Source organism: Terriglobus roseus DSM 18391 (assembly GCF_000265425.1).
Taxonomy (GTDB): Bacteria; Acidobacteriota; Terriglobia; order Terriglobales; family Acidobacteriaceae; genus Terriglobus; species Terriglobus roseus.
The window spans coordinates 2195548-2222541 of record NC_018014.1 but is presented as its reverse complement, the minus strand read 5'-3'; the positions used below and the strand labels follow the sequence as shown (position 1 = coordinate 2222541).

The following is a 26994-nucleotide window of genomic DNA, read 5'->3' as shown; positions in this document are numbered from 1 at the left end:
TAAGATGGCTTAATAGCCGGATGTTGCCTTCAACGCGTCGGCGTCGCCCGTCAACTCCTGCACAATCCGCACGCTGGCGCTGGCACCAATCCGTGTGGCGCCGGCACGCAACATCGCCTGCGCGTCTGCCAGCGATCGGATGCCGCCCGAAGCCTTCACACCGCAACGAGACCCCGCGACGCCGCGCATCTGCGCAATGTCATCCACGGTAGCCCCGCCCGTCGAAAAGCCCGTGCTTGTCTTGATAAAGTCGGCACCCGCCGTCACGGCAATCTCGCTGGCGCGTAACTTCTCCTCAAAGTTCAGGAGCGCCGTTTCCAGAATTACCTTCACGATGGCGCCGCGGCCGTGTGCAACCTCCACCACGCCACGGATGTCCTCGGCAACGGCATCATACTCGCCGCTCTTCAAAGCGCCGATGTTCATCACCATGTCGACGTCATGCGCGCCCAACGCAATTGCCCGCTTCGCCTCGTCTACTTTCGACTCCATCAGCGAGGCGCCCAGCGGAAACCCAATGACCACACCTACGGGAACGTCCGCACCGGCAAGCGCAGCGACCGCCGTCGACACCCAGAACGGGTTAACCATGGCACAGGCAAAGCGATACTCGGCGGCCTCTTCACAGATATGCAGGACCTGTGCGCGTGTTGCGTCGGCCTTCAGCAAGGTGTGATCCAGTGTGGCGGCAAGCGCCCGCGGGCTGCTCATGGCTTCATCGTAAAAGTTGGCCGCAGCCAATGCGTTTTCATCCCTCATGGTGCCTCTCATCCGTGGGTGCTTGAAACCCAACGCTCATGATATCGCCGGTTGAGTGCAACATGCAGTTTTCGACGACTGGGGAACCGCCCAGGGCAAGCTACATCTTGTAGCGGCCCATATCGTCGTCGCCCAGGCCTTCCAGCCAGCGACGCAATTCATCGGAATTTACGTCGCGCCCTTTCTGGTTCATCCGAGCGTTGTCCATCACGGTGCGACTGACATAGATAGGGCAATCCGCGCGCATCGCCAGAGCCAGCGCATCCGAGGGCCGCGAATCCATGGTCATGACGTCACCGTCGCGATCCAGCCAGATCACCGCAAAGAACGTGTCATCCTTCAGGTCGTTGATGACCACGCGGGTCACGGTCGCGTCGAAGGCACGCAGTACATTCCGCAACAAATCATGCGTCATCGGCCGCGGTGTCGCGGATTTCTCAATCTCAAGCGCAATCGCGTTTGCCTCGAAGATGCCGACCCAGATGGGCAGCACGCCGTCGCCGGTCAAATCCTTCAGGACGATCATGGGCATGTTCGTGACAGGATCCATCATCAGACCCCGTATACGAACCTCAACCTCATCGCCCGTTCCCTCAGGCGTCGTGCTTCCCTTTGCGTGCTCTGCAGAACGTGTCATCGTCAGCCTGCCAGTACTGCTTCGCCCACCAGGCTGTTGGGGAAGCTGCGTGTGATCTTTACCTGTTGATAGCTGCCCAGCGCCGGAAGAATCGGCTGCGTCGTGGTGAAGTTCACCGTTTTGTTCTGGGAGGAACGACCTGTGATCTGACCACGCTGCGAATTGTAGCCCTCCACCATCACGTCCATCACCTGCCCCATATGACGCTCGTAGGCAATACGCTGCCGCTCCCGCTGCGCGTCCATCAACCGCTGCAGCCGCGAAGACTTCACATCGTCCGGAACGGTATCCGGCATGCCCACTGCAGGCGTATTGGGACGCTGCGAGTACTGGAAGGCGTAGACGGCGTCGTAGCCCACTTCATCCAGCAGACTCATCGTCATCTCAAAGTCCTCTTCCGTCTCTCCGGGGAACCCAACGATGATGTCCGTCGTCATGCTGATATCCCGCTTCGCAGCCTTGATCCAGCCGATGCGCTCCAGGTACCACTCCCGCGTGTACTCGCGCTGCATCGCCTTCAGCACCGCAGAAGAGCCGGACTGCACCGGCAGATGCACGTGGTCGCAGACGGTCGGCATCCGGTCGATTACTTCAATAATGTCCGGCGTAAAGTCGCGCGGATGCGACGTAGTGAAGCGCACCCGACGAACACCGTGCAGCACACCAATCGATTCCAACACCTGCGCAAATGTCCGCTGCCCCAGGGGGTCGCGGTAACTGTTCACGTTCTGCCCCAGCAACTGGATGTCCGTATAGCCCAGCGAGGCCATCCGCTGCGCCTCAGCCATGATGCTGTCGGACGCCCGCGAACGCTCTTTGCCACGCGTATACGGCACCACGCAATAGCTGCAGAACTTGTCGCAACCTTCAATGATGGTGATGTAGCCGCGGTGCGGATTGCTGCGTGTCGTGAACTCCGTATCGAACGTCGCGTCCTGCGTACGACGGTCGTCCAGGCCCGTGATCCGCTTCTCACCAGCCTCGAGACGCACCAGCATCTCCGGCAGATTGCGATACGAAGCCGATCCCGAAACCAGCGACACAAAAGGCGCCTTCTCAAAAATCTTCTCGCCTTCCTGCTGCGCAACACAGCCCAGCACGGCAAACTGCTTCCCTTCGCCCTGCATGCGCTTGTATTCGTTCAGCCGATGGAAGACCTTCTGCTCCGCCTTGTCGCGAATTGAGCAGGTGTTGTAAAGAATCAGCTCCGCAGCCTCTTCATCCTGGACCCGGACATACCCCTCATGCTCCAACGTGCCAATGACCTTTTCAGAGTCATGGGCATTCATCTGGCAACCGAAGGTCTCCATATAAAAGGTTTTAGCTGCAGCGCTCACGAGGAAAGTATACGCTGCCTCGGTATTAATATCGTTCCGAAGACCGAGCCCATGATGGTGCTTATCGACAATCAGGTTAAGAGCGCAACCCCATCATCTTTCAATAAACCGCTGTACTGCCAAGGGAAGATTGCGGCTGTCGCGGCCAGTGTGAGGAGCATAAGCATCTTCGCTAGACCGGAGAATCCAAAGTGATGCGCATAAAGAAAACTCTCCGGTGCCATCAGTGCGCCGAACAGGGCCATGGCAAGCAACCCTCCCTTCATCGCTCTGTCGTCAAGCCGGTTGGAACTTACGACGCATAACGTGAGGACGGCCCAACCTGCGTAGAGATGGACCAAGGTGTAATCGCTGGATAAGGGTGGGACCAAAACCGATAGCACCACCAAAATGATGATTTGATTCGGCAACGGCATTTTCACAATTCGCCAGAAAAAAAGAACGAGGCACAAGAGAGTTGCAATAGCGAGATAGCCGCTGGCGTAGGACGCAAGTCCCGCTGGCAAGGAGGCGGGGAAAAAATGATGAAGCGCGATGGCAACCATCTTCACAGGCAAAAAAAGTGAATGGTCAAACTCCGCCTCATACTGATGGAAAGATAAAACGTACTGTTGCTGAAAGAAAAGTAACCCGCTGGCAATTCCCCGACGTGCCTCTCCCAATGTAGGGCCGAGTGCCAAGTAGGACAATACCGTGGCGACACCAGCCGAGGACACAGATACCAACGTGGCAAGATACTTGCGGTTCGCAACGAACAATCCTAGGAGGAATATAGGAAACAGCTTGAAAGAGATGGCGACTCCGAGCAGGACTGCACCTGCGGTCCACCACCGTTTCCATATGCAAGCGACGGCTGACCAAACGAGGAGGGCGTTCAAGAGCTCGATGTTTCCACGGTCGATCGCGAACATGGCCGGATATGAAAGGCCTGCCGCAAGACCGAGAAAACAAATGGTAGAAGGCCCAGTGAACCCGTGTACCGTCAGCGCGCGTCCAAAGAGCGCTAGCGCGAGCAAACTCCCGGCTAGAAAGAATGCAAAAAGCACATACTCGCTAGCAGAACCAAAAACGAAGAGGAGCTTGAAGGCAATTGCAGCCGGCGCCGGATATGTGAAGGGGAAATTGGAGATCCCAACGGCGTGAGTCTGCCAAGGCACGAAAAAATCGGCCTGATGGAAGTAATGAAAGCGTTCCCTGTAAATGGTGAAATCATCGTACGGGGCGGTAGACACGAACATTGGCGACCAATGCTCCTTCGGCCAGTGCAGAGCAAAGTGCTCCAGCAGGCCGACTACGGCGGTCAGGACCCATAGGCTGATCAACACTAACAGAAATGCTTGGATCGGCTTGCAATTGCCGACAGTTAGAAGCAGCGCCCGTTCTTTACGCGGGCTTGTGCCATCCAAGTGATTCTGTGCGGCGCGCTTATGCATTCCGTCTCTGGAGTTCCCAAGCGAGAGAGTCCGCGATCCCATCTGCCTTCGCTTTCTTTGGTGACCAACCGATGAGCCTTAACGCCTTGCTATTGTCCGCGACGAAGTACTTCTGGTCGTTGGCTCGCCACGGCAGTTCGCGTGGATTCATCTTTATGCCCAGTTCCTTCTCCAGGTGTAAAAAGAGTTCTCGCAAGGACATGCTGTTCTCATAACCGCCACCGATGTTGAAGGCATTTCCGATACCTTGTGCGCGGTTTTCGTGTGCTGCAAGGTAGCAAGCCACCGCATCCGACACATGCAATAGATCACGAACCTGCTTGCCATCGCCGTTGATCGTAAAACTATGAGACGGATTGTGCTTTGTCTCAATCGCCTGCTGGCAGAACCAGCCGACCCAGCCCTGATCAAACGTCGAGATCTGACGTCCGCCGTAAATTGTGGAATGCCGGAAGACCACGCTCTTCACCTTGAAGTTACGCGCATATTCCTGCATGTACTGGTCTGCCGCGCCCTTTGAGCAGCCATACGGCGTGTAGAACTCCAGCCTAGCCCGTTCGTCCACGTCTTTCTTGCCCGCCGGCTCGTAGCGAGTCGGCTTCTCTTCCAGGACGCAGGCCTCAAGTTCACCGTAGACCTTATTGCTCGATGCATAGACCACCGTTGCGTCCGGTGCGTGCAATCGGACTGCCTCCAGCACATTAATGGAGCCCAGCACGTTAACTTCGAAGTCGCGGCGTGGATTCTCAAGAGACGTGGTCATCGCGACCTGTCCTGCCAGATGGAACACACAATCGATCGGAAAAGCCCGGAAGATCGTCTCAACATCCTGGCTGTTCCGAACGTCTCCGTGAAAGAAATCGAACCTACCAATCGTCTGGAGCCATGCATAGTTTATCGGCGTTCCGGGACGCGTGAAATTATCCAAAACCACGACCTGCTCCCCCCGGCGTAACAACTCCGCGGTCAGATTGCTGCCAACAAAACCACATCCACCAGTTACTAAGTAAGCCAAACCGTATCTCCCGTCTACTGCTTGTTTTTTGCCATCTCTTCATTGCGGAAGGCCCGCATTTTAGCCATGGAACTGAAATAACTCATAACAAACGTCGGCAAGTGACGCTTGCTTTCACCCGCCTTACGCTGCTCAAATGTGACAGGCACTTCCGTCACGGTAGCGTGAGTTTTGCCTGCAACAAGACGAATCAGAATCTCTTCCACGATGTCGAAGTTACTCGAGACCAAGTGCAGGGAGCGCAGTTGCTCCCCACGATAAAGTCTGAGGCTATTGCTGACATCTGCGACCGGAAGGTGGAAGGCGAACTTATATGCCAAATTGAGAACACGGCTCATCAGAATCAGGATCGCTGGATTCTCGGTACTGCCTCCGCGTACGTAGCGCGACCCGATGACCAGATCGCACTTTCCACGCTGGTTCCAGAGCTTGAACAGTTCCGCTGGATTGTGCGAACCGTCGGAATCCATCAAAAGCACATATCTTCCCGATGAACTCTCGATTCCGCTGCGAACCGCATCCCCATAGGTGTTGCCGCCGCGACGCGGCACGCATCGCACACCGTTTTCACCGCAGACCTCGGCTGTGTCATCGACAGGTGTCATGGAGTCCGCGACGATAATCTCAAACCTGTTCGAAAGTTTCGCAACGGCAGGGACAAGATTCGGCAGAAGCATGCGAAGCGAATCTGCTTCGCGATAAGCAGGCATTACTACAGAAAGCTCAAGCTGTTCTTCCACCTGGGGCAGGCTCCTTCATCTCTAGTGCGGGATACATTTGTCTGGCCAGTTCCCAAACGGCGCGCGCCACGGACTGGCGTGGAGTCCAGCCGAGCTTCTCCCGAGCAGCGGTAATATCCGCGACGGAATGGAAGGGTTCAAATGGGTGCATCGGCACTTTCCCAAATTCAAGCTTGGGCGCAAGTTTTAACTTCTGACACACGTCGGTCACTAGGTCACGAAGCGGAACAGAAACTCCGCTGCCTAGATTGAATTTTTCGATCATCGACTCAGGCTTACGTTCGATTGTCAGCACGACGGCCCGCGCAATATCTTCGACGGAACAAAAATCACGCACTTGGTTCCCAAGCGTCATAGGCAATGTGTTGCCGGTAGCTGAAGCCGTGACGATTCTCGGAAAAAGGCGTTCGCCGCCATCATGAAGGCCCGTGAAAGCGAACGGCCGCAATATGGTGAGCGACCGCTTAAACTCCGCTGCCGCGGCTTGGAGCATCGAGTCGCTAGCGGCCTTGCTGGCCCCGTAGGGGTGCAGGGTCTCAATAGGATCAGTCTCAAGTAGAGGGCGGCCCTGTTCTCGATACACAAGCCCCGTGCTGATGTAGATGAAACGCGAATGGTGGTCAAACCTGCAGTTCATCTGAAATAAACGCATCGTCGATTCCACATTGAAGTGCATCAAGTCAAACCAGGACCCTTTAGGGGGGCGCAAGCCACTGGCAGCCGCATGGACAATTACGTCCGGGTTCGCACGCTCAAAGATCTGGGCCGTATGGATCGCATCGCTTAGTTCATGATCGATGAATTGAACATCTTCGCCGAAAGTGGCCAGCTCCGCACTTTTGCTGCGGACCGGTGCAATAACTTTATAGGAGTTCGTTGCAACTAACTGACGAAGGATGTTCAGGCCTAAGGTGCCGCTTGCGCCAGTCACCAAGATTCGCTGCTTAGCCAAAAAGCTACCCCCAAAGTAGACAGGACGCCATAAAAGCAGCCTGGGTGGCTCAAGTCTGAGGTTATTTAGCGAGAAGCTGAGAATTTGGTAGCGTTACCGGGGCTCGAACCCGGACTCTTCGCCTTGAGAGGGCGACGTGTTAACCAGTTACACCATAACGCCACATTTGGAATGGCCATCACTTGCGCGACTTCCAAAGTATACCGCAAACACCGTGATGATTCCAAACCGCTCTAGATACCCAGCCGCTTCACTTCATCGTTGTAGTACTTCCGGTAAAGGATGTCCCACTCCTGCGTGCCTTCCAGGATGATCCTCTGCTGCGACGTGATCTTGCCGCGCGCGGCGGCATCGATCTTCACTTCATCGGCCAGCAGCATTTCCAGGATCTTCCGGGCTTCCTGACGGATCGTATTGCGATCTTCCAGAAACTCAGCCTCGTCCACGTCCGCCAGTGTGTCGGCGACCGTGTGGGCCAGCTTATTCACCTTATCGCGAGAGATGCGCATGACTAAAGCACCGCCTTGTACTTGCGGGTGAGCTCGTTCTTCACCTTTTTGAACATCTCCGGGTAGCTCGCGCCGGATTTCAGCATGTCGTCCTGGAAAGCCTCAAGAATGACGCGAACTTCGTCATTGATGCGGTCTTCCAGAGACAGCTCTTCGATCAGACCGGCGTTGATCCGCTCGGCCACAATGGCTGGCTTGTCGGTGCGAATCATCTTCGCCTCCACCAGCCTGCGCACAACCTGGCGCGACAAATATCCGACGTAGTCTTTGGAGAAGAGCATGGGCAAGAAGGAGGATAGCATGTTGCAGCCGTCCCCCTACTTCTCTACTTGCGGCTGTCCGCCCGTCGCAGATTCTCGGGCGCGTCACGCAGCAGGCGTTTCACTGGCTTTCCGCCTACCAGGTGCTGCTGCACGATCTTCTCCGCGTCCCTTCGCCTTGGTAAAGCTGTACCAGACATTGTCCGAATACACCACGCAAACCGCAGCGTGTTCACACTAGTCCATGCAGCTGGTTCCAGCACGCGAACCTTTCTCATTAGAGCGGCATCCTTCACCATGTCCTTGAGCTCGTCCTTTAACTTCTTGGCGCCCTCGTTCCGGCAGGAAGGCCGGGATGCGTCGGGCTCGCGCTCATTCATGCAGACACGAATCTGCCACTCGGGAACACTCATAACCTCGATGCTCCCCGGCCTTCGGGATGAGACAATCAAAGGACGATGCAGCCAGACGACCTCCTCATTGTGAAAGACGACATGATCGCGTTCATCGCGGGCAACGGCCTGCGGCGCCTGAACGCATACGTCCCGGAAGACGTGCCCTCCGTGATGTTTGAGGATGATGGTCCCGACAGCTGGAAAGACTTCGTCGAGCATGCCAAGGCGACCAACGTCCCCTTCGTCACCATGAGCGAAGTCGTCCTGGAAAAGCAGGACATTGAGACGCTGATCGAGCGCACCCGCGTCCACCGCTTCCCCGACGAAGCTGGCCAGGAGCTCGACGACGCACAGTACCTGCTCAAGTACGTCGGCAAGACCGGCTACCTGCAGCTCGGCTTCGCCTACGGCGGCGTCATGTTCCTCTACGAGACCGCCACCGAGTGGTACGACCGCTATCAGCAGTGGATGGAAGCTGTGGCCGATCTGGGCAGCATCGTTCTTGACGACAGCGACGACGAATAACCGGATGCCCGCAGAAACATCTGCCATGCAGGCCCGCTGGATCATGCCGGAACCGCCCTCGATTGAGGCGCACGGGCTGGCCGCAGCGCTGGAACAGCCGCTCTGGTTCGCGCAGGTTCTCGTCTCCCGCGGCATCGAAACTCCCGCCGCTGCCCGCCGCTACCTCGTCCCAAGCATGGCAGACCTGCACGACCCCAATTTTCTACTTGGCATGAAGGAAGCGGTCGCCCGTGTTTTGTTGGCTGTTGCGAAGCGCGAGCCCATCCTCATCTACGGTGACTACGACGTCGACGGCACCACCGCTACCGTCCTCCTCAAGACCGCCATCGACCGCATCACGCCGCTCGACAGCAACGGCCGTGGATCCTCGCTCGTCCGCTTTCATATCCCGCACCGCATCCGCGAAGGCTACGGCATGCAGACCGGCGTGCTGGGTGAGGCCGCAGCGCAGGGCGTTCGCCTCGTCATCAGTGTCGATACCGGCATCCGTGCCTTCGCCGCAGCGGACGAGTGTAAGGCGCTGGGACTCAATCTGATTGTCACCGATCACCATCTGCCTGACGGCGTCGCCGGCATACCGGACGCGGTCGCCGTGATCAATCCCAATCAGCCCTTCTGCGACTACCCGTACAAGGAACTCTGCGGAGCCGCCGTCGCCTTCAAACTGGCGCACGCCCTCCTGCACGCAGCGACCACGTCACCACCCGATCCATCGCACTACCGCACCGTCGAATTCACTGCCCTATGGGACAAGCTACTGCCGTCCCTGCTGAAGTTGGTTGCCATCGCAACCGTTGCCGACGCCGTGCCGCTCACGGGTGAGAACCGCACCATCGTCGCGCTTGGCCTGCGTGCTCTGCGCGATCCTCGCCAGGGCGGCCTCCGCGCTCTCATGGACCTCGCCGGCGTCGCTGCCGATGAGGAGCGCGGCCCGTCCGCCACGGAGATCGCCTTCCGCATCGCGCCGCGCATTAATGCAGCCGGCCGCATGGACGTGGCCAGCGACGTCGTCCGCATGTTCCTTACGCGCGACCCCGCAGAGGGCCGCGCCATCGCAGAAAAACTGCACCTGCTCAACGAAGAGCGTCGCAACGTCGAAGCCACCGTCCTGACCGCTCTTGAAGAGCAGATGGTCGTTCTCCGTGCCGACGAAGTCGCACTTGCCGCCGCCGGCTGCCTTGTGCTCGACGGCGACGGCTGGCATCGCGGCGTCATTGGCATCCTCGCCTCACGCGTGGTCGAGCGGATGGGGCGTCCGGCGCTCGTCATCGCCCACGAAAATGGCTTGGCTCATGGATCCGGTCGCTCCGTTCCCGGCTTTCATCTGCTGGACGCAATCACTGCTGCGCACTCCCACGCTGAACCCGTCATCTTTGACCGTTTCGGCGGCCACGCGCACGCCGTTGGCTTCTCCATGCCGTCAGATCGCGTACCGATGCTTCGCGAACGGCTCGCAGCCTACGCGAACGGCCGCCTCTCACCGGAGATGCTGCAGCAGCGAGTCGAGATCGACGCAGAACTTCCGCTCACGGAACTCACGCCTGAGCTGCTAAAGAAACTGCGATTACTCGAACCCTTTGGCCACAGCAATCGAGAACCCCTTTTTCTCGCCCGCGCCTGCACCATCCGCGACCAGCCGAAGGTGCTGAAGGAGCGCCATCTTAAGCTGTGCCTCAGCGTAGGAGACGACACGCAGATCAGCTGCCTCTGCTGGAGCCGAGCCGTGGTCTGGCCGGAACGACTCGCGGAAATGGGCATTGGCGCGGGTTCCGTGGTCGATGCGGTCTTCCGTGTGCGCGAGAACAAGCACCCGCAGTTTGGTGGAGCGGAGATGGAACTCGCAGACCTGCGCCTCCACGAAACACCCGACGTACCGTAAACGATTCTTTTGAACCGAGAAACAGCTTTCTGAGTCTCATATAATGACGAATCGGGCATGACTGACACTGCAAGCGGAAACAGCGGAAAAATAGCCTTTCGAGTGGCGATCGTGGCGATCCTCGTGATCGCACTGGTCATCGGCATTCGCCTCTTCACGCGTAAGGAAATCGACATCAGAGCGGCGAAGGCTGGCTACGGCGACCTATTGAGCGACCTGTCGACCAACGGTAAAGTCGAACCCATCCAGAACTTCCAGGCCCATGCTGGCGAAGCCGGCAGCGTGCAGGCAGTCTACGTCCGTGCAGGCCAACAGGTTGGCGCCGGAACGCTGCTGCTCCGCATGAGCACCGCTGCCGCCGAGGCTCGCGTGGAGACCGCACGGTCAGCCATTGCGCAGGCACGCGCAGCGCAATTTGACGTAGGCAATGGCGGATCGACGGACGAGCGTATCGGCATTACCGGCGACCTCGAGCGCGCACGTCTTCAGGTAGCACAATCGCAGAAGGATCTTTCTGCACTACAGGCATTACAAGCGAAGGGCGCAGCCTCACTTAGCGAGGTCGCCTCTGCCCAGTCCCGCCTCTCCTCGGCGCAAAGCTCCCTCGATTCACTCCAGAAGCGCTCCACAGGTCGTTACTCTCCATTGGATAAGCAGCGCGCCAGCGCTCAGTTGGCTGACAGCCAGGCAAGCTTGGCCGCAGCGCAGCAGTCACTTTCTCAGAGCGTCGTACGTGCACCGTTCTCCGGCACCGTCTATTCCCTGCCCGTGAAAGCTTATGATTTCGTCGGCTCCGGTGAAGAACTCGTGCAGGTTGCCGACCTCACCAAGATGCAGGTCCGCGCCTACTTCGATGAGCCCGAGATCGGCCGCCTGAAACTAAACGACAAGGTGGTCATCAAGTGGGACGCCAAGCCGGGTCTCAGCTGGCACGGCCACATCGTCCGGACGCCCACGACGGTCATAACCTACGGCACCCGAAACGTTGGCGAGTGTCTCATCGCTGTAGACGACGCCACAGGCGATCTGCTTCCAAATACCAACGTGAACGTTAGCGTCACGACGCAGTCGATCTATCACGTGCTCAGCCTGCCGCGTGAGGCGTTGCGGACACAAGGCTCAGAAAGCTACGTCTTCCTGGTCCAGAACAATCAGCTCGTGAAGCGCGTCGTCAAGATTGGTTCGGTAAACCTGATGGCGGTACAGATCGTCTCCGGCATCAATCCCAACGATCTTGTCGCACTCGCCTCAACCAGCAGCAGTATCGATCTCTCGGAAGGCCTGCGGGTCAGGGTTGTGCAGCAGTGATCGGTGTGTCTCGAGTAGCGTGCGTTACCCTCCTATTCGCAGCGACCGCCGCCGCGCAGATTCCCGCACCCGCTCTGGCGGATGCCCGCGCAGGCCGAGTCGACGCCGCAGTCGCAGCCCTGAAGCCGATCCGGAACGCTGACGCACAGGAACTGTTGTGCAAGCTCTACTCCTCTGTCGATGGACGCGATGAAGCCATTACCGCCTGCGAATCAGCCGCTTCTCTGGCGCCCTCCAACAGCGACTACGCCCTCGAGCTGGCACGCGTCTACGGCAATAAGGCCGATCACAGCGGCACCTTCACCGGTATGCGAATGGTCAGCAAAATCCGTGGAAGCTTCGAAAAGGCAGTCCAACTGAATCCCAAGAATGTAGAAGCCCTCAGCGATTTGGGCCAGTTTTACGCCGAGGCTCCTGGCATCGTGGGCGGCGGACTTGATAAGGCCCGCGACATCGCAAACCGCCTCAAGCCCCTCTCCGCAGCGCGAGCCCACCGCCTCTCAGCCATGATTGCCGCCAAGTCGAAGGACGACGCAACTGCGGAAGCCGAGTATCGTGCCGAACTCGCAGTGGCCCATTCGCCTGAGGCCTATGTCGATCTAGCCAGCTTTTACCGCAGCCGCAAGCAGGCGGATCGAGCCGCCCAGAACGCAAAGCTCGCGCTCGCAGCCGACCCACATCATGGTCCGGACACCCTCGATGCCGCCGCAATCCTGATCGATCTCAAGCAGCCCATTGAAGCGATCGCAGCACTTCGTGCGTACCTCGGAACCCAGCAGATCGAACTCTCCGCATTCGCCCATGCGCACGTCCTGCTAGGCAATGCGCTCAAGGCAACGGGCGATACTGCCGGCGCCCAAAAAGAATACGCCGCAGCCCTGGCGCTCGCCGCCAACTACGACGCCGCACGGAAAGGAGCCGGTCAATGACACGCTCCTACGCACTCCGCACACTCGCCCTCGCCGCATTCCTCGTCTGCACCGGCCGCGGCGTCGCGCAGATCTCCCTGCAGTCCGCAGTGAACCTTGCGCTGAAGAACAGCCCCAAGATCCGCATGGCACAGGCCGACCTCGACAAAGCCCGTGCCGCGCGCAGCGAAGCCCGCGACGCCTATATCCCCACCGTCGGTGTCGTGACCGGCTACGGCCAATCCACTGGCGCTCCTCTGAATGTCCCGGTCATCTTCTCAATAAGCGCTCAGAGTCTCGTCTTTAGCTTCTCGCAAAAGGACTACATCCGTTCGACCGACGAAGGTGTCCGGGCTGCCGAACTTACCCTGCACAACAGCCAGATCGAAGTAGCCGAAGACACAACTAACACCTACCTGGCGCTGGATTACTCCCTGGAACGCAAGATGGTTCTTCGCGATTCCATCGCATACTCAGACCGCCTGGTGTCCATCACCACAGACCGCATCGCTCTCGGCGTCGACCCAAAAGTCGAACTCCCCAAATCGCGACGCACCGGGACGCAACTACGTCTCGCAAGCCTCCAGGTAGACGATGAAATCGCAGCGAATCGCCAGCATCTCGCACTCTTGACCGGCCTTCCTGCGACATTCCTCTTCACGGATCGCAGCTCGGTTCCGGAATTCACGCGGACGCCAGCATCCGCGGACGTGGATATGGACAAGCTGCCAGACAGCTACGGCATCAAGGCAGCGTTCGCGAGTGCACGCGCGAAGCAGTACACCGCCTTCGGCGATAGCCGCTACATGCTTCGTCCGCAGATCGTGCTCGCCGGCAATTACAGCCGCGTGGCGACCTCGCTCTCCTCCTACCTCGACTACTACCCCCGGTATGGCGGCACCGACGCGCACCCGAACAGCGAAAACGCGCTCAGCTTTGGCCTCCAGTTTAATATCCCGCTGCTGGACATGGCACACCGGGCCAAGGCGCGTGGTTCAGCCGCAGATGCCGCACGTGCCTACGCCGAGGCGGACCAGCAGCGCGGCGTCTATCGCGAAGGTCGCTCAAAACTGGCGAACTCCACCCGCGAACTCGACCTCCGTGCCCAACTCGCTCGCGACGACCGCGAGATCGCAGAAGATCAACTCGAAACTCTAAAACTCCAACTCCAGCTCGACGGGGGCGCCTCCCAGGGCCCACAAGTCAATCCCAAGGACCAGCTCAACGCCCAGCTTCAGGAACGTCAGAAATATCTCGACGTTCTGGCCGCCGAGTTGCAACTGCGTCAAACGCAGGTCAACCTGCTGCGTCAAACAGAGGGCCTTGGCGACTGGATTCTGGGTGCCACCGGTAGTCGCACCCTGACGCCAAGCGTGCCTTCACCCGCAGGTACAACCGCACCGGGTGTTCCCACCACCGCTCCCACCGGAGCCAGCCCCGGCATCGTGCCGAATTCCCCTTCCGTCATACCCCACCCCTAGCGGCCGCCGGAAAGGTTCCCGACTGGGTTCCACCGGTCCTTTGACCGGTCACTAAATGGTAAAATTCGAGGTACAACCATGGTATTGAAGACACTGCTCCTGAACCCGCCTTCCTTTGAAAACTTCGACGGTGGCGCCAGCTCCCGTTGGCCCGCGACGCGTGAGATCGAATCCTACTGGTATCCCGTGTGGTTGGCCTACCCGGCCGGCATGCTGGAGGGCTCGCGCCTGCTCGACGCGCCCCCGCACCACGTCAGCGCCGAAGAGACGATCAACATCGCGAAGGATTACGAGTTCCTGGTGCTCTTCACCTCCACGGTAGGCTGGGCCGGCGATCACGCGCTCGCGCAGGCCATCAAGAAGGTCAACCCGACCATCAAGATCGCATTCGTCGGACCGCCGGTGACCACCGACCCCGACCGCGCTCTGAACGAGTGCGACGCCATCGACTTCATCTGCCGCCGCGAGTTCGACTACACCATCGTCGAATACGCGCAGGGTAAGCCGATCAACGAGATCCTCGGCCTCTCCTACAAGGATGAGAACGGCGTCATTCAGCACAACCCGGATCGTCCGCAGGTCGAAGACCTCGACGCGATGCCCTGGGCGACCAAGATCTACAAGCGCGACATGGACGTCACACGCTACAACGTGCCGTTCCTTCTGCACCCTTACATCTCGCTTTACAGCACGCGCGGCTGCCCGGCACAGTGCACTTTCTGCCTCTGGCCCCAGACACTCAGCGGCCACGCATGGCGCAAGCGCTCCACCGACGACGTCGCAGCGGAATTGAAGTGGGCCAAGGAGAACTTCCCTGACGTCAAGGAGTTCTTCTTCGATGACGACACCTTCAACATCCAAAAGGAACGCACCATCGAGCTCTGCGCGAAGCTCAAGCCTTTGAACATCACGTGGTCCTGCACCAGCCGTACCACGACCCACCGCGACACCCTGAAGGCTATGAAGGAAGCGGGCTGCCGCCTGCTCATCGTTGGCTTCGAGTCCGGCGATCCGCAGATCCTCAAGAACATCAAGAAGGGCTCGACCGTTGAGCGTGCCCGCGAGTTCGTCAAGGACTGCCACGACCTCGGTCTGATCATCCACGCCGACTTCATCCTCGGCCTGCCCGGCGAAACCAAGGAGTCGATCTGGAACACGATCAACTTCGCCAAGCAGCTCGACTGCGAGACCATCCAGGTCTCCGTTGCGCATGCCTACCCCGGCACCGAGTTCTATGACTTCGCTGAGAAGAACGGCTACATCACCAACGAGATCATGAACGACGGCGGCGGCCACCAGATGGCACACATTGAATACCCCGGCCTGCCGACCGAGTACGTGATGGAGATGGTGCACAAGTTCTACGACGAGTACTACTTCCGCCCGAAGGCCGCAGCCCGCGTCGTCTGGAAGGCAATCGTCAACCGCGATGTGCCGCGCCTGTACGTCGAGGCAAAGGCCTTCATGAAGCTCCGCAGCCAGCGCAACAAGGCTTCGCGTCTCAAGAAGGAACAGAACGCACTGAAGGCGCAGGAATCCGTCAGCATGAACGCCTAGTTCCAAAGTCGATCCAAACAGAAACGCCTCCGGAAACGGAGGCGGTTTTCATTTGGCTGCAACTTCTCAGGCGCAGCGACAGTATGTGCCCGCCCGGCTTCGGATCATCCTAAGTCGATACAATCAAAGCTGAATGTCCCACCGCCTCAAAGCTTCGCAATACCTCATGCTCGTCTTCATCATGCTGGGCGCCTCCATCGGTGACGCCCTCCTCAGCCGCGGCATGAAACAGGTCGGTCCGGTCTCCTTTGATCACATGGGCCTGCTACTGCACGCTCTGATGAATCCCTGGGTCATCGCCGGCATCCTCGTCCTCATCAGCTTCATGGGCAGTTACATGACGGCGCTTAGCTGGGCTGACCTCACCTTCGTACAGCCCGCCACCGCCTTCGGCAACGTCGTCACCGCGCTCATCGGCCGCCTCTGGTTGCACGAGGCCATCACCCCCATGCGCTGGGCAGGCATCGCCTGCATTGTCATTGGCGTAGGCTTCGTGGCCAACGGCCCATCCCGCACCGAACATCTCGCCCTCGCGGAACTCGAAGGGGTGCAGCCATGATCGCGAATCTCGGCAGCTCGACCATCATCGCCATCGTGGAGCAAGAAGGCGTGCAGGTATGATCGCGAACCTTGGCAGTTCGACCATAATCACCATCGTCGTCATGGTCCTCGGCGCAACCATCGGCGAGACGATGATCTCGGCCGCCATGACCCGCGTCGGTGACCTCGACGAGATCCGCGCAAAGAGCGGCCTCCCCGGCGCCATCAAGGCCGTCGTCACATCGCCCTTCCTCATCGGCGGCATCGCCTGCATGGCAATCAGCTTCTTCGCGCTACTCTTCGCGCTCTCCGGAGCGGACCTAAGCCTGGTAGCGCCCGCAACCAACTCGCTAACCTTCATCGCAACAGCCGTTGCAGCAAAGTTCTTCCTGAAAGAAAACGTGGACCGCCGCCGCTGGCTCGCAGCCATATTTGTCAGCGCAGGCGTCTTCCTCCTAACGCGCTAGCAAGCCCCAGGAATCGACAAGCACCTCAAGCTCACGGAGGCCCGAACGCGTCGCTCAAGGGCACGGCTTAACAGCTAGCGGAGATCACGACTCTGGGTGCCCCATTTTCGCGAAGCTAAAGTGGGGATTCGCGCAACGCGCGAACTGCTTTCCTCTGATCCATCAAAGATCCTCGGGTTAACACGCCGCCTGGTGCCCCAAGGTCTCGTCTGTGAGACGTGGACAGCGCCACCGCAAACTTCTACCACCGCGCAGCCTACGCCCGCTTCCAAAGCCAGTGACTCGGAAGGGCACAGCTTCAGCTGTGCCACCACAACCTCCGAGAAGCGGGCTTCAGCCCCTGAGGTCGAGCTTTTCCAGATTAAAAAGGCAGCGGCAAGATCACCCCCAAAGCCCGTCATTGCATGGCAAAGCCAAGGATCCCGAAGGCATTCAAGCATCCACGGCCCTCACCTCCCTACCGCTAGAACCGGGTTCGCCACGAAGCGCTCCATCGCCAACGCACGACCCACTGAACGGAAGCGCAAAGCGCTAAATCGCGCGTCAGCGCGACTTCCTTCGGAGGGGCATGGCTTCAGCCATGCCATGAGAACCAACAACAAAATGGCTTCAGCCGCTGAGGGAGGTCTTCTCCGAACGCAGAGTTCACTAAGCGTGACCACCAACTCTAGAGATTGCGCTTCAAGACCGAGCGATCAAACCCGTCAACCCGGTCGCAGGCAAATCCGGCCGCAGGAACTTCGTTCCCGCCACGGCGCCAGCCGCCAGGTACCCACCACGCACCGCGCCCTCCATCGTCGAAGGCCAGCCCGTCTCCGTCCAGTCGCCCGCAAGAAACAATCCAGGCCACGCCGTCGTCTGCGTAGGCCGGGAGGCATCCAGCCCCGGCGTCACCGAGAACGTAGCGCGAGCCTCCTTCAGTATCCCGCTCTTCACCAGCTTCACTTCGCGCACCTTCGGAAAGAACATCGCAAGCTCCCGCAGAGCATTTCCGAGGATTTCCTCCCGTGTCTGGTGCAACTCCGCAAACGACGCAGAGATCGTCAGCTCGCAGTAACTTCCCTGCCCAGGCGTCTTACGAATCCGTGACTTCTGAAAGATCCACTGAATGCCCGTGTCCAGCAACGCGGCGTGATCCAGTTCCGTAATCTCCCGCTCAAACCAAAGGTGAACGGTCGTGATCGGAGCGTTCTGGAGCTTTGAGAATTGCTCGCGGAGCGCGGTGCCAGCAGCATCCATCGGCAACAGCGCAGCCGCCTGCTGAAACGGCACCGCAAGCACAACGTTGTCGCCAGTGAACGATCCCTCGCTCGTTGCGATCGACCACACATCGCCCTCGCGCGCGAGTCCGGTGACCGACTGCGACAGACGCAGCTCTGCCCCCTGCCGCACCGTCTCTTCCGCAACGTACCCATAGAACTGCGATAGCGGCATCGCAGGAATTCCCAGCCGGCCGCCCTGCGCCGACTTCAGAAACGACTCGTGAAAGACCTGCCCCGCATACTTCGTCGAGCAGTTCTCAAAGCCATCATTCAATGCACCGACAATCACCGGCTCCCACAAGTGCTTGATCGCACGTGGAGTCTGTCGCGTCCGCTTCAGCCACGTCGCAAAGCTCTCCGAATCACCCGCGGGATAGCCGCGCATAAAGTCCATGAGGCCGCGCGCGATGCCAACCTTGTCCGCGAGCCCAAGCATCGGTGCCCGCAGGAAGTCGAACGACGTGTGTAGCGGCGCAGGCAGGATGCGGGGCTTCAACGACGTCCGCTGAGCAGCTTTGCCATCCAGCCCCGGCTCCAGGAACGTAAGCTCGTCATACCACCGGATTCGATCTGCCACACCGGCCTGTTCACACAGGTGTACCAGGTTCGTGCAGCAGCCCAGCAACACATGCTGACAGTCGATCTCTTCATGCAGCGCCGGGTGCTCGTACGAGTAAGCGCGGCCGCCGACGAACGGCTTCCGCTCCAGCACCAGTACCTTCCCGCCCGCACTGCTCAGCGCAGACGCCGCTGCCAGGCCGGCAAGTCCAGCCCCAACCACCACAGCATCAAAATGAGGCACACTCACGGCTTCGCTCCACCACGCGCCATCAGCCCGCCCAGCATCCCTTTGCCCAGCACCGCCAGCTTCCGAGCCGTCGAAACGCTGATGCGCTCCTGGAAAACGCGGTAGTGCTTCGCGCGAATGTCCTGCAGCAGCATGTGATAAATCCTGATCAGCACCCGCATCGCGGCACGGCTGTCCGTCGCGAGAAGCGGAATCAGTTTGTTCTCTGCGCCATAGAAAGTCTCGGCACGCGACCCAAGCTCTGCCAGCACTGCATACATCGCAGGCGACGCATCACCGGACGCCGCCGCCTTCAACACATCCGCCGAGGTAACACCTGCCGGCTCCATCCACTCGAGCGGCAGGTAGATGCGGCCTCGCTCGGCGTCTTCCTTCACGTCGCGGAGAATATTGGTGAACTGGAATGCAAGACCAAGCTGCTCTGCATACTCATCAGCGGCGGGATTCGTGAATCCAAAGATGCGAATCGTAACCAGACCCACGACCGAAGCGACAAGGTAACAGTAACGCTCCAGCGCTTCGGCACTCTCATACTGATCGATCGTGCGCCCAGCAACGCTGATGCGCTGCACACCCGCCGGCGCCGCCGGATCGAGATCCATCGTCGTACCGGCGATCAGCTTCTCAAGCAGGTCGTCCGTCACACCGAAGCTGACCTGGACATCGCGCACAGCCATAAACACTTGCACATCCTGCGCATCGACGGCACGCTCACCGCGCCACGAAGCCAGCCAGTCTGCCATCATCACGCGACGATCATCCAGCGAGTAACTCTCTTCGTCGCTGATGTCATCCGCCCGCCGCATGAAGGCATACACGGCGCACATGGCATCGCGCTTATGCGCTGGCAGCGCCATAAAACCGTAGTAGAAGTTCTTCGCCTCGCGCTTTGCAATCACGCGGCAGTGGGCATATGCCGCGGTAAGCTCATCCGTCACCGAAGACCTCGCGACCCGCGATGCACGCCCAACTTGCTCAGTGCAGCACCTGCAAGCAGCTTCATCTTTGCACTCTTGCTCACTTCAATGCGGCGACTCAACGTGTTGTAGTCGATCGCAGCGATCGCATCCAGGATCGCAAGTCCACCCTGTGTAAACAGTCGCAGCGTTGCCGCAAGTTCGCGATCGACTTGGTCGATCAGCGGAGCGCCCGCAAGCAACATCGCACGCGTCTCCGCGCAAAGCTCCTGCACCATCGCGCGGTAGGCATCGTTCTCCACGCCGCGCTTCAGAAAAGCATCATCGAGTCCGTACTTCGCCAGCCGATCCTGCGGCAGATAGACACGATCGCGCTCACGCAGATCCTCGCCCACATCCTGCCAGAAATTCGCCAACTGCAGCGCCGTGCAGGTCTTGTCACTCAACGTATGCATCGCAGGATCACGATAGCCGCACAGGTACAGCACCAGAGCGCCGACTGGATTCGCGGAATCACGCGAGTAGTCATTGTCCTCATCCAGCGTGGCAAACCGGGTCTTCACCTGGTCCGCCTGGAAGGCGCTCAGCAGATCCAGAAACGGCTTACGAGGCAGATCGCACGCAACAATGCTTGGTCGCAGCGCAACGAATACGGGATGCCGCGACTGCTCCGGAGCGTCGTAGCACTCATTCAACATCGCGCCCCACGTATCCAGCAGGCGCGTCGCCGTCTCGCGATCCGGAACCTCATCCCCCAGGTCGTCCGAGACGCGGCAGTACGCATACACCGCATGAAAATGCGGCCGCAACTTCGCCGGCAGGAAATATGTGGCGACATGGAAGTTCTCGTAGTGAGAGTTCGCCAGCGCCTTGCACCAGGCCTGCGCCTCAGTCAGCGTCGGCCGCGTAGCCGGCTCAAGGAACTCAACCGGCGCGCCCTCAAGCCGCTGTTCCGATGCCATCGCGGTACTCACTGTGCCGCCTCGGGCAGGATCGCCGTTTTGATGTCCAGCGTCCCCGTCGCAGACCGCACCAGCATCCGCCGAAAGACATCCGGCACATCCGACAGTGCAGAGGTTGCCGTGATGAAGTCCTCCGCATGCATCCGTCCGCTCGTAATCAACTCAAACGCGCGACGGCACGCAGCGGGTGTGTGATGAAAGGTCGCCTTCAGCGTGATATCGCCATAGTGCAGCCGGTTCGTATCGAACGAGACGCTGGTCCCGCTCGGGGGCCCACCAAACAGGTTCACCACACCACCCTTGCGAACCATCTCCACCGATTGCTCCCAGGTCGCAGGCGTCGCAACGCACTCAACAACAATGTCCGCGCCCTCACCGTCCTCGGTCAAGGCACGCACTGCGGCGACAGTATCCACGCCCTCCGCAATCTGCACCACTTCATCCGCACCAAAGCGCTTCGCACTCGCGATCTGGTCATCCCGCTTGACCACCGCAATCACGCGGCAACCCGCAATCTGCGCCGTCCGCAAAAACATCAGCCCGATAGGCCCCGCACCGATCACAACCACCGTATCGCCCGTCCGCGGTTTGCACTGCTCCAGTCCATGCACCACGCACGCCAGCGGCTCCGTCAAGGCAGCATGCTGAAACGGCACACCCTCCGGCACGTGCAGCGTATTCTTCGCCACAATCCGCGCCGGGATGCGAATGTACTCCGCATAAGCACCGTTGTTGAACAAGAGGTCACTGCAAAGGTTCGGCTGATCCCGCCGGCAGAACAGGCACGCACCACAAGGCGCAGAGTTCAGCGCGACCACGCGATCGCCCTGCTTGAAACCAGCCACATCCGCGCCCATCGCGATCACCGTCCCGGCGATCTCATGCCCAAAGAGCGTCGGTGGCACCAGCATCTTCGCGTGATACCCGCGCCGATACACCTTCAGATCGGTACCGCACGTCAGCGCCGCACCCACGCGCAGCAGCAACTCGCCCGGCCCCGGCTGCGGTACGGCGACCGTCTCCAGCCTAAGATCTTCCCTGCCGTGGAGTACAACTGCCTGCATGGTCGTGGACATCACGCTCTATTTTCTCACCCGCAGCGCCACGGAACCTACAAGAACACGCAACACGCAATCGAACGAAACGGTGCAGCACCTTCCTGCATCTGATACTTTGACAGGGACTTCCCGCTACAAGACAGGCAATCCGACCACTGATGAAATTTGCATCGCCAACGGAGTTCGTCAAGGAAAAGCTAACCGCGGTCCAGGACTATTCCCTCCTGTGCGCTCGCGCGGTCGCTGCCCTCTTCACGCCGCCTATCTATCTCGCGGACATCTTCACTCAAATGGACTCCATCGGCATCGGTTCGCTGCCCATCGTGATCCTCGCCGGCTTCTTCACCGGATGCGTTCTGGCCCTCCAGTCCGTCTCCTCCTTGAAGCAGTTTGGCGCCGTCAGTATGACCGGCACGCTGGTCTCGCTGTCGATGGTGAAAGAGCTGGGTCCCGTCCTCACAGGCCTCATGGTCTCCGGCCGCAACGCCTCCGGCATGGCCAGCGAACTCGGCTCCATGAAGGTCACCGAGCAGATCGACGCCATGCGCGCCCTCGGCGTCGACCCAATCCGCAAGCTCGTCACACCCCGCATCACCGCCACCGTCTTCATGCTCTTCTGGCTGACGATCCTCTCGGACGGCGTCGGTATGCTCGGCGGCGGTCTCGTCGGTGTCTTCATGCTCGGCCTCAACGGCCACAGCTACCTGCGCACCAGCTATCGTGCGTTGCTTTACGGCGACGTAGTCCAGGGCATGGCCAAGCCGATCTTCTTCGGCTTCATCATCGCCTCGGTCGGCTGCTACTTCGGCATGAACACCAAGGGCGGCACCCAAGGCGTCGGCAAAGCCACCACACAGGCTGTCGTCGTCTCCTCCGTCTTCATCATCGTCATCGACTTCCTCATCAGCCGCGCCACCATCGGCATCTTCGGGCGATAACCCATGGCCGAAGACACGCAAGACAAAGCCGCCCAAGACTACGACGGACCCGTTCTCGAACTGAAGGACGTCAGCATCGTCTTCGAGCGCGACCCCGTGCTCAACGGCGTCAGCCTGACCGTTAATTCCGGCGAGACCCGCGTCCTCCTCGGCCCCGCCGGCGGCGGCAAGAGCGTCCTGATGAAGCTCGTCAACGGCCTCATCAAGCCTGACAGCGGCAGCATTAAGGTCTTCGGGCAGGAGATCACCACAATGTCCGAGCGCGAGCTCTTCCAGATGCGACGCCGCGTCGGCATGGTCTTCCAGGAGTCAGCCCTCTTCGACTCCATGAACGTCGAGGACAACGTCGCCTACCGTCTCAACGAAGAAGGCGTCTCCATCGACGAATCGCACAAGCGCGTCGAGGAAGCTCTCCAGTTCGTCGAACTCAGCCAGGCCATTGCGAAGTTTCCCTCCGAGCTCTCCGGCGGCATGCGCCGACGCGTCTCCATCGCGCGCGCCATCATCACCAAGCCTGACCTGATCCTCTACGACTCCCCCACTGGTGGCCTCGACCCAATCACTTCGACCACCATCGTCGAACTCGTCATGAAACAGCGCGACGTCTCGCACACCACGTCGCTCATGATCACGCATCGCCTGCAGGACGCCTTCCTGCTCGCCACCAGCCGCTGGGACACCGAGAGCAACACAGCCAAGCCCATTCCCGACGGCGGCGTCGACGAAAACACCAAATTCGTAATTCTCAACGAAGGCAAGGTCGTCTTCGACGGCACCACCCTCGAACTCACCCATTCCGACGACCCATGGATCAAGAGCTATCTTGAGTAAATGAAGATCGTCATCCCAGGTGGCAGTGGTCAGGTCGGCACCATGCTCGCGCGTGCCTTCCAAAAGCGCGGCGACGAAGTCGTAGTTCTCTCCCGTCATCCCCAGCCCGCTCCATGGCGAACCGCATCCTGGGACGGCAAATACCCGGGCGCATGGGCACACGAGATGGACGGCGCAGACGCGGTCATCCACCTCAGTGGACGCACCGTCAACTGCCGCTACACACCCCAGCACCGCAAAGAAATTCTCGAATCCCGCACCCTCACCACACTCGCCGTAGGCCAGGCGATCGCCGCCGCAGCGTGTCCACCAAAGGTGTGGCTCAACGCCTCAACCGCGACGCTCTACCGCCACTCAATCGACAAGCCACAGGACGAATTCACCGGCGAACTCGGTGGCAACGAACCGGGCGTCCCTGAAACATGGGGCTTCTCCGTCGGCATCGGCCTGCAATGGGAGGCCGCACTCACAGCCATCCCAACACCAGCCACCCGCAAGATCGCTCTCCGCACCTCCATGGTCATGAGCCCGGACAAGGACGGCGTCTTCGACGTGCTCCTGGGACTCGTGCGCCACGGTCTGGGCGGCACCCAGGGCCCCGGCACGCAGTACCTGTCATGGATTCACGATCAGGACTTCGTCCGCGCCGCGCAGTTCCTCATCGAAAATGACGAGGTCAGCGGACCGGTCAACATCTGCGCGCCCAACCCCATTCCCAACCAGGACTTCATGCGCGCTATCCGCCTGGCCAACGGCACGCAGATGGGCCTGCCCGCCAGCAAGTGGATGCTTGAAGTCGGAGCCGTCTTCCTTCGCACGGAAACAGAACTGATCCTGAAGAGCCGCCGCGTCCTCCCGGCAGTCCTGCAACAGGCAGGCTTCGAATTCATCTTCCCGGAATGGCCAAGCGCCGCACAGAACCTCGTGCGACGCTGGCGAAACCTTCAGGGCTAAGACTCAGCGGTCGCCCGCACCCAGGCTGCGGTGGAACAGATCCAGCGTCTCCCGATACAGATGCATCGCCAGCTCCGGATCATAGCGAGCGCCTTCATCCCGCATGAACGCGTGTGCGCCGTTCACCTCGTGCCACGCGAACCGCAGATTCAACTCGTCCAGCCGAGCCAGCACGATCCGCCGGCCCTCCAGAGGAATGTGCGGATCCTGGCGGCCCCAAATCATCAGCAACTCGCCCTTGATCTCCGCCGCACGCGCCAGCGAATCATCGCTCTGCCCCTTGCCCAGCGAACCCTTATGGATGTCCGTGCCGTAAAAGCAGACCGTCGCACGCACATCCGGCTCCATCGCCGCACGGAATGACAGATGTCCACCCAGGCAGATGCCAATCGCACCAAGCTGTCCGGTACAGTCCTCGCGTGACTTCAGATGGTCCAGCACCGCACGCGTATCCGCGTCATAGCTGGCCAGTTCCTTCTCATACTTGTACTTGTTCCCGACATCCGATCCCGCCTGGTCATACGCAAGCACCTCACCCGCCGGAAGGAACTCGTGATAAATCTCGGGCATCGCCACAACATACCCATGCCCCGCCAGCAACGCTGCCGTCCGGCGAATCGGCTCCGTGATCTGGAAGATCTCCGAATAGAACACCAGCCCGGGATACTTCCCCGGCGCAGCAGGACGAACAATGTGTGTGCGCATTGGGCCGTAAGGCGTATCCAGCGTAACAAACTCATGCGGTGCAAGGATCAAAGCAAACTCCTAACTACTTAGGTGAACAGCGAACTAACGCCAGCTAACAGCCAGATGCCACCGAAGACAGCGATCGGCCGTCTTCTGCAGCACCACTTCATACTCCTCAAGCTCCTCGCGCAGGTACTCACCTTCACTCCCTAACTGCGAAGGATCCTCTCGCAGCGCCTGCAGCAGCGGACGCACCGTGGCCAGCCCATCGTCGCCGGCAAACCACTGCGGTGGCGGCAGCTTCTCCAGCAACTCGGGATTCCCCGCGCCCTCTTCGATCAGCAGCGACATCGAATTCTCATCCGCGGAGAAGAAATCAATCAGCGGTCGAACGCCCAGCCGAATCGCCAGCCGTTCCAGAGCGTCTTCATTACGCACCAGTGCCCGGCCATTCACAAATGTGTCAAAGCCGGGATCTTCACCCTGAACAACGATGTACATGGAAGCAGACATCTTCGCGCCTAGTGTAACGCTATGCGAAAGACGACGAGTTACGGACGTCCTCTTCTTCCCAGTCCTGCCTATCGTGCACTCCGTGTCGCAGCCGCCGCGGCGGCAATGCCCGGGCTACAATACCGTATCGCCAAGCAAACTTTGAATCACGGATGACCCACCGATTGATTCAAGCGCATTCCGTCGCTGACTCTCGTGGACGCTTTCCAGGAGAACAATTGTCCCCGCAACCTGTGCCACGACCTCGACTGCCACACATTCTTGAACTAGATGGACTGCGCGGCATCGCCGCTCTCTTGGTCTTCTTTCATCACCTGTCCTATGTCTCGATCACGCCGACGCATGGCACTTTCCTCATCAAGACCATGTATAGCCTCACCAGTCTGGCTTACGGCGGTGTCGATCTTTTCTTTGTCCTGTCGGGTTTCCTCATCACGAACATCCTGATCGGAGAGCGTGAAAGCAAGCGCTACTACAAGGACTTCTATTGGAAGCGGGCGCTGAGAATCTTTCCGCTGTACGTCGCCTGCCTTGCCTTTCTCCTGATGACATACCCGGCATCTTGGAAGTATGTCGTCCTCGCCTTACTCTTTATCGCTAACCTCTCTGCTTCGTTTCACGTGGTGGCCCTTGGACCGTTCTGGACGCTGGCAATCGAGGAACAGTTCTACATCCTGTGGCCGACGGTGGTCCGACGTCGCAAAATTGACCACCTGCAGAAGACGGCCCTTGGCATTGTCATTGCCTGCATCCTGCTTCGCCTCGTCGCCGCCCACTTCGGACACCATAACTATGGCCTCACGCCTCTGCGCTGCGATGGACTCGCCGGAGGAGCACTGCTCGCATGCTGGTGGACGCGACGCGGATCGCCGCAAGGTGCGTCCCTAAAAGAAAACAGCATGATGGCGGCCTGCTTCTTCATCGGTGTTCTGCTGCTCCTGCCGGAGATGACTTCACTTCGCGCCGCGCATGCAGCCTATTTCGCTGCGATGTCGCAAACAGGTCTAACCCTGATCGCCTTGAGCGTTGTCGCGCATATTGTCAGTCACACCAACGCCTCATGGCTTGCATGGGCACGCAGCCGCGCACTCACTTTCATGGGACTCATCAGTTACGCCTTTTACATGATTCACGGCTATGTCTACATCAGTTGGGACCGGCACCACGATCAATTGTTCCTCGATGAGAATGGGCCATATCTGATGCGCCTTGTGACGGTCTTGGCAGCGACCATCATGCTGGCCGTTCTATCGCGTTACATCATCGAGCTGCCTGCACAGAGGCTGCGCAAGTACGTCTTGCCGAAGCATTAACACTCCGCACAATTCCGCGCCTCCGTGGCCTAACGCAGATCAAAAACAC

Annotated in this window: 27 protein-coding genes and 1 tRNA gene; 12 read left to right on the top strand and 16 right to left on the bottom strand. The window is 59.5% G+C overall.

Translation table 11 applies throughout. The annotated features are described in order from the left end of the window. Window positions 1–9 precede the first annotated feature (9 nt). From deoC to TERRO_RS23810, 10 genes are all read right to left on the bottom strand, one after another. Window positions 10–711, bottom strand: a complete 702-nt coding sequence (deoC, locus tag TERRO_RS09300; protein ID WP_041593190.1) for a deoxyribose-phosphate aldolase — start codon at window positions 709–711, stop codon at window positions 10–12. A gap of 148 nt (window positions 712–859) precedes the next feature. Next, complete coding sequence (locus TERRO_RS09295) at window positions 860–1396, bottom strand: bifunctional nuclease family protein (protein WP_014785746.1); 537 nt, start codon at window positions 1394–1396, stop codon at window positions 860–862. Between the two features lie 2 nt (window positions 1397–1398). Next, complete coding sequence (miaB, locus tag TERRO_RS09290; protein ID WP_041592533.1) at window positions 1399–2706, bottom strand: tRNA (N6-isopentenyl adenosine(37)-C2)-methylthiotransferase MiaB; 1308 nt, start codon at window positions 2704–2706, stop codon at window positions 1399–1401. 98 nt (window positions 2707–2804) lie between these two features. Further along, window positions 2805–4166 (bottom strand): glycosyltransferase family 87 protein, encoded by a 1362-nt coding sequence (locus TERRO_RS09285; protein WP_014785744.1) that lies wholly within the window; start codon window positions 4164–4166, stop codon window positions 2805–2807. After that, complete coding sequence (locus TERRO_RS09280; RefSeq protein WP_014785743.1) at window positions 4159–5181, bottom strand: NAD-dependent epimerase/dehydratase family protein; 1023 nt, start codon at window positions 5179–5181, stop codon at window positions 4159–4161. Before TERRO_RS09280 ends, TERRO_RS09285 begins: the two co-directional genes overlap by 8 nt. Before the next feature lie 14 nt (window positions 5182–5195). Then, window positions 5196–5921, bottom strand: a complete 726-nt coding sequence (locus TERRO_RS09275) for a glycosyltransferase (protein WP_014785742.1) — start codon at window positions 5919–5921, stop codon at window positions 5196–5198. Then, window positions 5905–6873 (bottom strand): NAD-dependent epimerase/dehydratase family protein, encoded by a 969-nt coding sequence (locus TERRO_RS09270; protein WP_157178306.1) that lies wholly within the window; start codon window positions 6871–6873, stop codon window positions 5905–5907. The genes TERRO_RS09275 and TERRO_RS09270 overlap by 17 nt, the downstream gene beginning before the upstream one ends. A gap of 85 nt (window positions 6874–6958) precedes the next feature. Further along, window positions 6959–7035, bottom strand: a tRNA-Glu gene (locus TERRO_RS09265). A gap of 71 nt (window positions 7036–7106) precedes the next feature. Further along, complete coding sequence (locus TERRO_RS23815) at window positions 7107–7382, bottom strand: DUF507 family protein (RefSeq protein WP_014785740.1); 276 nt, start codon at window positions 7380–7382, stop codon at window positions 7107–7109. 2 nt (window positions 7383–7384) lie between these two features. Continuing rightward, the gene (locus TERRO_RS23810; protein ID WP_041592532.1) at window positions 7385–7663 is read right to left on the bottom strand and encodes a DUF507 family protein; all 279 of its coding nucleotides are present in this window, start codon (window positions 7661–7663) and stop codon (window positions 7385–7387) included. 437 nt (window positions 7664–8100) lie between these two features. Between TERRO_RS23810 and TERRO_RS09245 the strand changes: the two genes are divergently transcribed. The 8 genes from TERRO_RS09245 to TERRO_RS09210 all read left to right on the top strand — a co-directional run bounded on the left by TERRO_RS09245 (window position 8101) and on the right by TERRO_RS09210 (window position 16702). Continuing rightward, a complete protein-coding gene (locus TERRO_RS09245) occupies window positions 8101–8562 on the top strand; it encodes a hypothetical protein (protein WP_014785738.1) in 462 nt (153 codons plus the stop codon). Between the two features lie 4 nt (window positions 8563–8566). Next, on the top strand, window positions 8567–10441 hold the full coding sequence (recJ, locus tag TERRO_RS09240; RefSeq protein WP_041592531.1) for a single-stranded-DNA-specific exonuclease RecJ: 1875 nt from the start codon (window positions 8567–8569) through the stop codon (window positions 10439–10441). Window positions 10442–10498: 57 nt separating this feature from the next. Beyond that, window positions 10499–11749, top strand: coding sequence for an efflux RND transporter periplasmic adaptor subunit (locus TERRO_RS09235; RefSeq protein ID WP_014785736.1), 1251 nt, complete (start codon window positions 10499–10501; stop codon window positions 11747–11749). A gap of 5 nt (window positions 11750–11754) precedes the next feature. After that, window positions 11755–12678, top strand: a complete 924-nt coding sequence (locus tag TERRO_RS09230; protein ID WP_157178305.1) for a tetratricopeptide repeat protein — start codon at window positions 11755–11757, stop codon at window positions 12676–12678. Next, complete coding sequence (locus TERRO_RS09225; RefSeq protein ID WP_014785734.1) at window positions 12675–14138, top strand: TolC family protein; 1464 nt, start codon at window positions 12675–12677, stop codon at window positions 14136–14138. The genes TERRO_RS09230 and TERRO_RS09225 overlap by 4 nt, the downstream gene beginning before the upstream one ends. Before the next feature lie 78 nt (window positions 14139–14216). Next, window positions 14217–15695, top strand: coding sequence for a hopanoid biosynthesis associated radical SAM protein HpnJ (hpnJ, locus tag TERRO_RS09220; protein WP_014785733.1), 1479 nt, complete (start codon window positions 14217–14219; stop codon window positions 15693–15695). Between the two features lie 133 nt (window positions 15696–15828). Beyond that, a complete protein-coding gene (locus tag TERRO_RS09215; protein ID WP_041592530.1) occupies window positions 15829–16254 on the top strand; it encodes an EamA family transporter in 426 nt (141 codons plus the stop codon). Between the two features lie 58 nt (window positions 16255–16312). Continuing rightward, a complete protein-coding gene (locus tag TERRO_RS09210; protein ID WP_014785731.1) occupies window positions 16313–16702 on the top strand; it encodes an EamA family transporter in 390 nt (129 codons plus the stop codon). A 681-nt stretch (window positions 16703–17383) separates the two neighbouring features. On the opposite strand, the gene hpnE is transcribed toward TERRO_RS09210, so the two are convergent. From hpnE to TERRO_RS09190, 4 genes are read right to left on the bottom strand one after another with little or no spacing between them, the layout of a single operon-like run. After that, window positions 17384–18772, bottom strand: a complete 1389-nt coding sequence (hpnE, locus tag TERRO_RS09205; protein WP_014785730.1) for a hydroxysqualene dehydroxylase HpnE — start codon at window positions 18770–18772, stop codon at window positions 17384–17386. Continuing rightward, window positions 18769–19710, bottom strand: coding sequence for a phytoene/squalene synthase family protein (locus TERRO_RS09200; protein WP_014785729.1), 942 nt, complete (start codon window positions 19708–19710; stop codon window positions 18769–18771). The genes hpnE and TERRO_RS09200 overlap by 4 nt, the downstream gene beginning before the upstream one ends. After that, entirely contained in the window at window positions 19707–20651 is a 945-nt protein-coding gene (gene hpnC / locus TERRO_RS09195) for a squalene synthase HpnC (protein WP_014785728.1), read from the bottom strand. The genes TERRO_RS09200 and hpnC overlap by 4 nt, the downstream gene beginning before the upstream one ends. An 8-nt stretch (window positions 20652–20659) precedes the next feature. Then, window positions 20660–21727, bottom strand: a complete 1068-nt coding sequence (locus TERRO_RS09190; RefSeq protein ID WP_014785727.1) for a zinc-dependent alcohol dehydrogenase — start codon at window positions 21725–21727, stop codon at window positions 20660–20662. 140 nt (window positions 21728–21867) lie between these two features. Between TERRO_RS09190 and TERRO_RS09185 the strand changes: the two genes are divergently transcribed. From TERRO_RS09185 to TERRO_RS09175, 3 genes are read left to right on the top strand one after another with little or no spacing between them, the layout of a single operon-like run. Next, entirely contained in the window at window positions 21868–22647 is a 780-nt protein-coding gene (locus tag TERRO_RS09185) for an MlaE family ABC transporter permease (protein WP_014785726.1), read from the top strand. 3 nt (window positions 22648–22650) lie between these two features. Further along, the gene (locus TERRO_RS09180) at window positions 22651–23478 is read left to right on the top strand and encodes an ABC transporter ATP-binding protein (RefSeq protein ID WP_014785725.1); all 828 of its coding nucleotides are present in this window, start codon (window positions 22651–22653) and stop codon (window positions 23476–23478) included. Beyond that, window positions 23479–24432 carry a TIGR01777 family oxidoreductase gene (locus tag TERRO_RS09175; protein ID WP_014785724.1) on the top strand — a complete coding sequence of 318 codons (954 nt, stop codon included), beginning with the start codon at window positions 23479–23481 and terminating at the stop codon, window positions 24430–24432. Window positions 24433–24435: 3 nt separating this feature from the next. Here TERRO_RS09175 and TERRO_RS09170 read toward each other — a convergent pair whose 3' ends face one another. Then, window positions 24436–25188, bottom strand: a complete 753-nt coding sequence (locus TERRO_RS09170; RefSeq protein ID WP_014785723.1) for a dienelactone hydrolase family protein — start codon at window positions 25186–25188, stop codon at window positions 24436–24438. Between the two features lie 33 nt (window positions 25189–25221). Next, window positions 25222–25632 (bottom strand): hypothetical protein, encoded by a 411-nt coding sequence (locus tag TERRO_RS09165; RefSeq protein ID WP_014785722.1) that lies wholly within the window; start codon window positions 25630–25632, stop codon window positions 25222–25224. Window positions 25633–25850: 218 nt separating this feature from the next. On the opposite strand from TERRO_RS09165, the gene TERRO_RS21975 reads away from it, so the two are divergent. Beyond that, entirely contained in the window at window positions 25851–26945 is a 1095-nt protein-coding gene (locus tag TERRO_RS21975) for an acyltransferase family protein (protein ID WP_014785721.1), read from the top strand. Window positions 26946–26994 lie beyond the last annotated feature (49 nt).

What these genes read in the sequence shown, in the direction of transcription:
- TERRO_RS09180 (WP_014785725.1), top strand. Translation starts at nt 22,651, where the DNA reads ATGGCCGAAGACACGCAAGACAAAGCCGCCCAAGACTACGACGGACCC.
- TERRO_RS09185 (WP_014785726.1), top strand. Translation starts at nt 21,868, where the DNA reads ATGAAATTTGCATCGCCAACGGAGTTCGTCAAGGAAAAGCTAACCGCG.
- hpnC (WP_014785728.1), bottom strand. Translation starts at nt 20,651, where the DNA reads ATGGCATCGGAACAGCGGCTTGAGGGCGCGCCGGTTGAGTTCCTTGAG.
- TERRO_RS09235 (WP_014785736.1), top strand. Translation starts at nt 10,499, where the DNA reads ATGACTGACACTGCAAGCGGAAACAGCGGAAAAATAGCCTTTCGAGTG.
- miaB (WP_041592533.1), bottom strand. Translation starts at nt 2,706, where the DNA reads ATGGAGACCTTCGGTTGCCAGATGAATGCCCATGACTCTGAAAAGGTC.
- TERRO_RS23815 (WP_014785740.1), bottom strand. Translation starts at nt 7,382, where the DNA reads ATGCGCATCTCTCGCGATAAGGTGAATAAGCTGGCCCACACGGTCGCC.
- TERRO_RS09210 (WP_014785731.1), top strand. Translation starts at nt 16,313, where the DNA reads ATGATCGCGAACCTTGGCAGTTCGACCATAATCACCATCGTCGTCATG.
- recJ (WP_041592531.1), top strand. Translation starts at nt 8,567, where the DNA reads ATGCCCGCAGAAACATCTGCCATGCAGGCCCGCTGGATCATGCCGGAA.
- hpnJ (WP_014785733.1), top strand. Translation starts at nt 14,217, where the DNA reads ATGGTATTGAAGACACTGCTCCTGAACCCGCCTTCCTTTGAAAACTTC.
- deoC (WP_041593190.1), bottom strand. Translation starts at nt 711, where the DNA reads ATGAGCAGCCCGCGGGCGCTTGCCGCCACACTGGATCACACCTTGCTG.
- TERRO_RS09225 (WP_014785734.1), top strand. Translation starts at nt 12,675, where the DNA reads ATGACACGCTCCTACGCACTCCGCACACTCGCCCTCGCCGCATTCCTC.
- TERRO_RS09190 (WP_014785727.1), bottom strand. Translation starts at nt 21,727, where the DNA reads ATGTCCACGACCATGCAGGCAGTTGTACTCCACGGCAGGGAAGATCTT.
- TERRO_RS09285 (WP_014785744.1), bottom strand. Translation starts at nt 4,166, where the DNA reads ATGCATAAGCGCGCCGCACAGAATCACTTGGATGGCACAAGCCCGCGT.
- TERRO_RS09175 (WP_014785724.1), top strand. Translation starts at nt 23,479, where the DNA reads ATGAAGATCGTCATCCCAGGTGGCAGTGGTCAGGTCGGCACCATGCTC.
- TERRO_RS09215 (WP_041592530.1), top strand. Translation starts at nt 15,829, where the DNA reads ATGTCCCACCGCCTCAAAGCTTCGCAATACCTCATGCTCGTCTTCATC.
- TERRO_RS09165 (WP_014785722.1), bottom strand. Translation starts at nt 25,632, where the DNA reads ATGTCTGCTTCCATGTACATCGTTGTTCAGGGTGAAGATCCCGGCTTT.
- TERRO_RS09295 (WP_014785746.1), bottom strand. Translation starts at nt 1,396, where the DNA reads ATGACACGTTCTGCAGAGCACGCAAAGGGAAGCACGACGCCTGAGGGA.
- TERRO_RS23810 (WP_041592532.1), bottom strand. Translation starts at nt 7,663, where the DNA reads ATGCTCTTCTCCAAAGACTACGTCGGATATTTGTCGCGCCAGGTTGTG.
- TERRO_RS09245 (WP_014785738.1), top strand. Translation starts at nt 8,101, where the DNA reads ATGCAGCCAGACGACCTCCTCATTGTGAAAGACGACATGATCGCGTTC.